General features: G+C 66.4%; 4 protein-coding genes. 2 read left to right on the forward strand and 2 right to left on the reverse strand.

Going from position 1 to position 6,263, the window contains the following annotated elements; translation table 11 throughout:
* Positions 1-66 precede the first annotated feature (66 nt).
* Complete coding sequence (locus VHS75_RS21080; RefSeq protein ID WP_329640591.1) at positions 67-2,376, forward strand: TonB-dependent receptor; 2,310 nt, start codon at positions 67-69, stop codon at positions 2,374-2,376.
* Positions 2,377-2,394: 18 nt separating this feature from the next.
* Here the strand turns inward: VHS75_RS21080 and VHS75_RS21085 are convergent, their stop codons facing one another.
* Both VHS75_RS21085 and VHS75_RS21090 read right to left on the reverse strand, forming a co-directional pair.
* Entirely contained in the window at positions 2,395-3,174 is a 780-nt protein-coding gene (locus VHS75_RS21085) for a tryptophan 2,3-dioxygenase (protein WP_329640592.1), read from the reverse strand.
* Positions 3,175-3,322: 148 nt separating this feature from the next.
* Entirely contained in the window at positions 3,323-5,068 is a 1,746-nt protein-coding gene (locus tag VHS75_RS21090) for a hypothetical protein (protein WP_329640593.1), read from the reverse strand.
* Positions 5,069-5,237: 169 nt separating this feature from the next.
* On the opposite strand from VHS75_RS21090, the gene VHS75_RS21095 reads away from it, so the two are divergent.
* A partial coding sequence (locus VHS75_RS21095; RefSeq protein WP_329640594.1) for a glycoside hydrolase family 27 protein occupies positions 5,238-6,263 on the forward strand: 1,026 nt, incomplete at its 3' end.

Genomic DNA, 6,263 nt, shown 5'->3' on the forward strand with positions numbered 1-6,263 from the left:
GGGAACGCACGAGTCCCAGGTTCCCCGCAAGAGGCGACACAGAGCGCCTGAAACCTAGGGGGAAACATGACGTTCGCCGCTTCGAACCGCCGGCTTTATCTGTTCGCAGGCGCGGCTGCGCCCGGCGCGCTCCTAGCGGCCGCGCTCATCGCCGCCGCCTCGCCGGCCTATGCCCAGGCGCAGAACACCGGCCCCACGCAAAGCTCGAAGGCTAGCGCGCCGAACGCCGCCAACCTCGAAGAGATCGTGGTCACGGCCCGCAAGCGCGAGGAGCGCCTGCGCGACATCCCGACGGCGGCCACAGCCCTGGGCGCCGACCAGCTGCGCGAGATCGGCGGCGTCGCCACGGCCCAGAGCCTGCTCACCAATGTGCCCGGAGTGAACTTCGCCAACACCTCGAACCCGGTGACCTCGGAGGTTTCGATCCGCGGCTCCGGCACCTCGCGGGCGACCACCGCGGAGTCCGGCGTGGGGCTGTTCCGCGACGGCGCGTTCATCGGCGGCGGCACCGTTCTGGGCCGCACCTTCACCGACCTCGACCTGTTCGACGCCAGCCGCATCGAGATCCTGCGCGGCGTGCAGGGCGGCCTAAACGGCCGCAACGCCGAAGGCGGCTCGGTCAATGTGATCTCCGCCCGGCCCACGCACCAGTACGAAGGCTTCGCCTTGGGCGACGTGGCCAACAACGACCACTACGAGGGTCAGTTGGTGGTCAATCTGCCGATCGACGACCACTGGGCTATGCGCTTCGGCGCGGACTTCATGGACCAGTCGAAGGGCTTCTATCATATGCCCCTTCTCGATCGGTACGCCGACCAGCAGTACAAGCAGTTCCTGCGCGGCCAGCTCAATTTCAACCAGGGTCCGTTCACCGCCAACCTCTTGATCGAGCACGGCAACGAAGAGCTCCCGGGCCTGGTCTACCAGGTCAACACCTTCCCCAGCGCCACCTATCCTGCCGGCTTCCATCAGGACCGGTTTAGCCTGCCGTGGAATTCGACGTCCGAAGCCAAGATGCGGATGGACAACTACGAGTTCGCCACCAACACCGACTTCAGCCTCGGCAGCTTCGTCACCACCACCATGTACCGCGACCGCAGCGGTCAGAACGCCTATGACCGCGACGCCTCGTCCCTGCAGTACGCCCAGTCTTTGGTCGCCGCAGGCAAGGTGGCGACAGCGGCCATCCCGACCGTGCTCGCCGCCGACTATGGCCTGGGCGGCAACCAGCTCGACCGCGCCAAGATCTTCTACCAGGACGTCCACTTCACCGGCCAGAAGGTCGGCGATTTCACCTGGCTGGTGGGGGCGGAATACTACCTGCTGCGGGACCTGCCGCAGAGCGTGCTGGGCAAGACCCCGACGGCGGCCAGCCCCAGCATCGGCACCAATGACGTGGGCCACGAGCGGTTCGAGTCCTACGCCGCCTACGGCTCGGTGGGCTACGATTTCACGCCGAAGTTCAATGTGTCGGGCGACTTGCGGGTGACGCACGACGACGAGACCTTCAGCACCCAGCGGGTGGATTTCGGCACCGGTCTGCCGGCGGCCAACGGGGTGGCCTTCGACGTTACCGGCGCCCAGAAGGACACCAAGACCTCCTACACCGTGACCGCCGGCTACAAGCCGATCGCCGACTGGCTGCTCTATGCGAAGGTGGGGACAGCCTTCCGGCCCGGCGGGTTCAACACCTCGCTGGGCGACGCGCGGCAGCCGATTCCGGTGCCAATCTCCTACAATTCCGAGACGCTCACCGCCTACGAGGTCGGCTTCAAGGGCAATGTCCTGCCCAACATCTATCTGACCGCCGACGTCTACGACAACGAGTTCACCAACCTGATCATCCAGGGCAACAACGGCTGCTTCGTCGCCAGCCCGGTGTGCCCGGTGCAGCAGACGGCCTTCGCCTTCAATGCGGGCCCGGCCTCGCTGTGGGGCGTCGAGTTCGAGAGCACCAGCCACTTCGATATCTTCGGCGGTCCGTTGCAGCTGACGCTGAGCGGCGCGCGCGAGGGCGGCAAGATCGGCGCGGGCATCTACAACGGCCTGCGCCAGCCGCAGCAGCCGGATTGGACGGCGACGCTCGACGCCTACTACACCCACCCGATCACCGACGCGGTCACCGGCTTCTTCAATTTCAAAGGCAACGGCCGCTGGGGCGGCGTGCAGGAAGTGGCGCAGATCCCACTGCTGGACGACTACACCGACTTCGATGCGCGGATCGGCGTCGATGTCGGCCGCTACGAGATCGCGCTGCACGCCGAGAATGTGTTCAACACGACCTATGTGGTGTTCGGCGCGCCCACCGCGACCAACAACGTCGTCCGCTACAACTTCCCCCGCACCTACGGCCTGCAGGTTCGCTACACTTGGTAGGCCACTGGTCGGGGCGTCTCACATCGCGGTTCGCAAGGTGAGGAGCTCGGGGAACAGCTTCCGATCCAGCGCCTTGACCAGATAGGAGACGCCCTCCGATCCGCAGGTGCCGCGCTTGAAGCCGATGATGCGCTCCACGGTCTTCATGTGGGTGAAGCGCCATTGCTGAAGGCGGTATTCCAGGTCGACCAGCTTCTCGCCGAGTTCGTAGAGGTCCCAGAACTCGTCCGTCCGCCGGTAGATGGCGAGCCAGGCCGCCTCCACCTCGCCGCTGGCGGCGTAGGGCTCGCTCCAGTCCCGTTCCAGATGATCGGCGGGGATGGCGAAGCCGCGCCGCGCGAGAAGCCTCAGCGCCTCGTCATAGAGGCTGGGCGCGTCGAGCAGGGCCTGCAGCTCGGCGTGGCGCGCGGGCGAGGCGTCGTGGACGTCGAGCATCCGCCGGTCCTTGGCGCCCAGCAGGAACTCCAGTTGCCGGTACTGGAAGGATTGGAAGCCCGAACTGGCGCCCAGGCTTTCGCGGAAGTTCGCGTAGTCGAAGGGCGTCATGGTGGCGAGGATCTCCCACGCCTGGATCATGTGGGCCTGGATACGTGCGACCCGGGAAAGCGTCTTGAACGCCGAGCGAAGGTCGTCGGCGCGGATGCGCTCGGCGGCGCTGCGGATCTCGTGGATCGACAGCTTCAGCCAGAGCTCGGTGGCCTGATGCATGACGATGAACAGCAGCTCGTCATGCTCGCCGGTCGCGGCGGTCTGCGCGCTAAGCAGGGTCTCCAACTGCAGATAGTCGCCGTAGTCCATCGCCCGAGTCCCTCAGATCCGCACCGCTCATGACTGAGCTGCGACGCTGGCCGAGTCTATGGGGCGTTCGAATCGGGGGACGACTTGCGCGGGCGCCCGCCGTCGGCAAAGGCGCGTGGGAGCGTCGCCGACGCTCCCACGCAAGGTCCTAGAACGGGTAGTAGCGGAAGCTGGTGAAGATCATGTCGTCGGTGGTCTTCGGCGTGTAGCCGCCGCCGGAGAAGGCCTCCAGCTTGGTGTGCGAGTACTGCAGGCCGATCCGAATCTGGCCGAAGGAGCCCGTGAAGGCTTTGTCCCAGAGGCCCGCGGTGATCTGGCTGACATCGCGGACGGTGGCCGAGCAGGTCCCGCCGACGGTGGTGCAGCCGGCCGAGGTGAAGATCGTGTTGGCCAGGTTGCCGAACCCGAAGTTCGCTGTCCCCAGCGTGCTGATCTTGGAGTTCTCACGCTCGTCGCCATAGAAGACGTAGAGGTCCACGGCCGGGGTGGCGTGCAGGGTGCCGCCGACCAGGTACATGGTCTCGGAGATCGGCGCGACCTTGCCGTCGATGCGCAGGGTGGCGTCCGACAGCTGACCGGCGCCGTAGCGGCCGATGCCCTTGCCGCTCATCACCGTAGCCTGCAGATCGAGGATCTTGGGGATGGCGGTGTAGGTGACGCCCGCGCCCCAACCGCCGCCGGCGACATCGGCTTCGTGGACGCCCGGGGTCAGGCCCTGGGTGTTGGCCGCGGTGACCGTGATCTGGTCGTAGAAGTCGCGGTAGATGCCGAAGGCTTCGACGTGCAGCGGCCGGTCGACGCCGATGTAGGGCTCCCAGGCTGCCTTCAGGATCACGTCGGGCGTGCGGTTGAAGGAGCTGGTGTTGACTGCGTTGAAGCCGGAGAAAGCGGACACGGCGGCAGGGGCGCCGTTGATCGTCCCGTTGCCGGTGGCCAGGTCGAGGACGCTGACGCCGGTGGGCAGGGCGTTGCCCGCCGTGCCGGTGAAGGTCGTCTGCGGGTTCTCAACCGACGCGGCGAGCCAGAACTGCTTGTCGTCGAAGTCCTTGGTGATCCGGATCTGCGGCTGACGGGTCCAGGAGAAGCCCGGCACGTACTGGGCGTCGATGACCGGCGGCGGGACCTCGTTGCGCGGGGTGATGCCCTTCGAGTTCAGGGTCGCCAGCGACCAGTTCTGGCCGGCCAGCATGTGCAGGCCCCAGTAGTCCCAGTCCATCGTGGCGTAGAGGTTGCGGATCCGCGGGTTGAAGGAGTTGCTCTCGTTGGAGTTGGCGGTCTGGGCCGCGGCGTTGAAGTCGAACTCGCCATAGAAGGCCACGTGCGTCGCCTGGTTGACGTCGCCCGCCGCGAGGAACGAAACCCGGCTCTGGTGGGGGGTGCCGCGCAGTTCGTGGATCTGCGAAAGCGGCGAGTTCTCGAACGGGATCTTGGCGAAGCTGGAGGCGATGTCGGATTCCAGCGTCTTCGACCGGTAGATGCCGGCCGCTTCGGCGAAGCCGCCGAGGGTGAGGCTGATGCCCTTGTACTTCAGCTTGTCGAGCGTCGGGGCCGGCTGCGCGGCGACGGCCGTCTGCACCGTGCCGGGGATCTGCTCGATCTGCATGTCCAGTTTGGCCTGGGCGGCATGAGCCGCGGCGGTGGCCTGTTCGGCCTGCGCCTGGCTCGCTGCGGCTTGGGCCTGGGTCTGTTGCTGCGCCGCAGCCTGCTGTTGGACGGTGGCGGTCAGGGCGTCGACCTGCGCCTTCAGGGCCTTCACTTCGTCGGCGAGTGGGGAGCTGGCGGCCACGGGGGCCTTGTGCTTGTGCTTGGGCGCGGCTTGCGCCGTGCCGGCGGCCGACAGCGCACAGATGAGAAGGATGGATGCGCTCCCCAGGAGCGAGGATTTCGATGTCATAGTCATAACCCCTCAGCCGCGCCGCTTGTCTGCGGCCGATCTGCGGTCTCGCTATTCGTGGCCCATGAAGCAAAAGCGACGATCGTGTGACGTTTCTGCGAACGTGAACCCCCAGCGCCCGGGGGTCAACCTGGGGTATGTTGTCAACAAAACGGGAGGCGAAGCTTAAATGCCACGGATTCTGAAGGCCCGAAGCGGTCTGGCGTCACTGATCCTGGCCGCCGGTCTTCTAAGCTCCGCGGCGCCATCCGCGGTCCTGGCCGCGCCGGCCGCGGCCGCGACTACGCCGCCAATGGGCTGGAACAGCTGGAACCACTTCGAGGCCAAGATCGACGACGCCACGGTGCGGGCCCAGGCCGACGCCATGGTCGCCAGCGGGATGCGCGACGCCGGCTACCGCTACATCAATATCGACGACACCTGGGAAGGCGCGCGCGACGCGCAGGGGATCATCCACCCTAACGCCAAGTTCCCGGATATGAAGGCGCTGGCCGACTACGTCCATTCCAAGGGACTGAAGCTCGGCATCTATTCCTCGCCCGGGCCCAAGACCTGCGCCGGCTATGAGGGCAGCCAGGGTCACGAGGCGCAGGATGCGAAGACCTACGCCGACTGGGGCATCGACTACCTGAAATACGATCTCTGCAGCCTGGGCGACCAGATGAAGGCGACGGGCTCGCTGGAGAAGGCCCAGGAGATCGAGCTGACCGCCTACCGGAAGATGGAGGCGGCGCTGATGGCGACGGGCCGGCCCATCGTCTACAGCCTTTGCCAGTATGGCGTGGCGCAGGTCTGGCGCTGGGGCGGCTCGGTGGGCGGCAATCTGTGGCGCACCACCGGCGACATCACCGACAGGTTCTCGCGCATGACCCAGATCGGCTTCGGCCAGGCGGGACTGTCGAAATACGCCCTGCCCGGGCGGTGGAACGACCCGGACATGCTGGAAGTCGGCAACGGCATGTCGTTCACCGAGGACCGCGCCGAGTTCAGCCTGTGGTCTGAGATGGCCGCGCCACTGATCTCCGGCACCAACCTGCCTGCCGCGACCCCGGCCACGATGTCGTTGTACCTGAACAAGAACGTGATCGCGGTCGACCAGGACTCGCTCGGCAAACAGGGCAAGGAGGTCTCCGCGTCGGGTGGCCTTGACGTGCTGGCCAAGCCGTTGGCCAACGGGGACGTGTCGGTCGTGCTG

Source organism: Phenylobacterium sp. (genome assembly GCF_036264965.1).
In the GTDB taxonomy this organism is placed as follows: domain Bacteria; phylum Pseudomonadota; class Alphaproteobacteria; order Caulobacterales; family Caulobacteraceae; genus Phenylobacterium.

What these genes read in the sequence shown, in the direction of transcription:
- VHS75_RS21080 (WP_329640591.1), top strand. Translation starts at nt 67, where the DNA reads ATGACGTTCGCCGCTTCGAACCGCCGGCTTTATCTGTTCGCAGGCGCG.
- VHS75_RS21085 (WP_329640592.1), bottom strand. Translation starts at nt 3,174, where the DNA reads ATGGACTACGGCGACTATCTGCAGTTGGAGACCCTGCTTAGCGCGCAG.
- VHS75_RS21090 (WP_329640593.1), bottom strand. Translation starts at nt 5,068, where the DNA reads ATGACATCGAAATCCTCGCTCCTGGGGAGCGCATCCATCCTTCTCATC.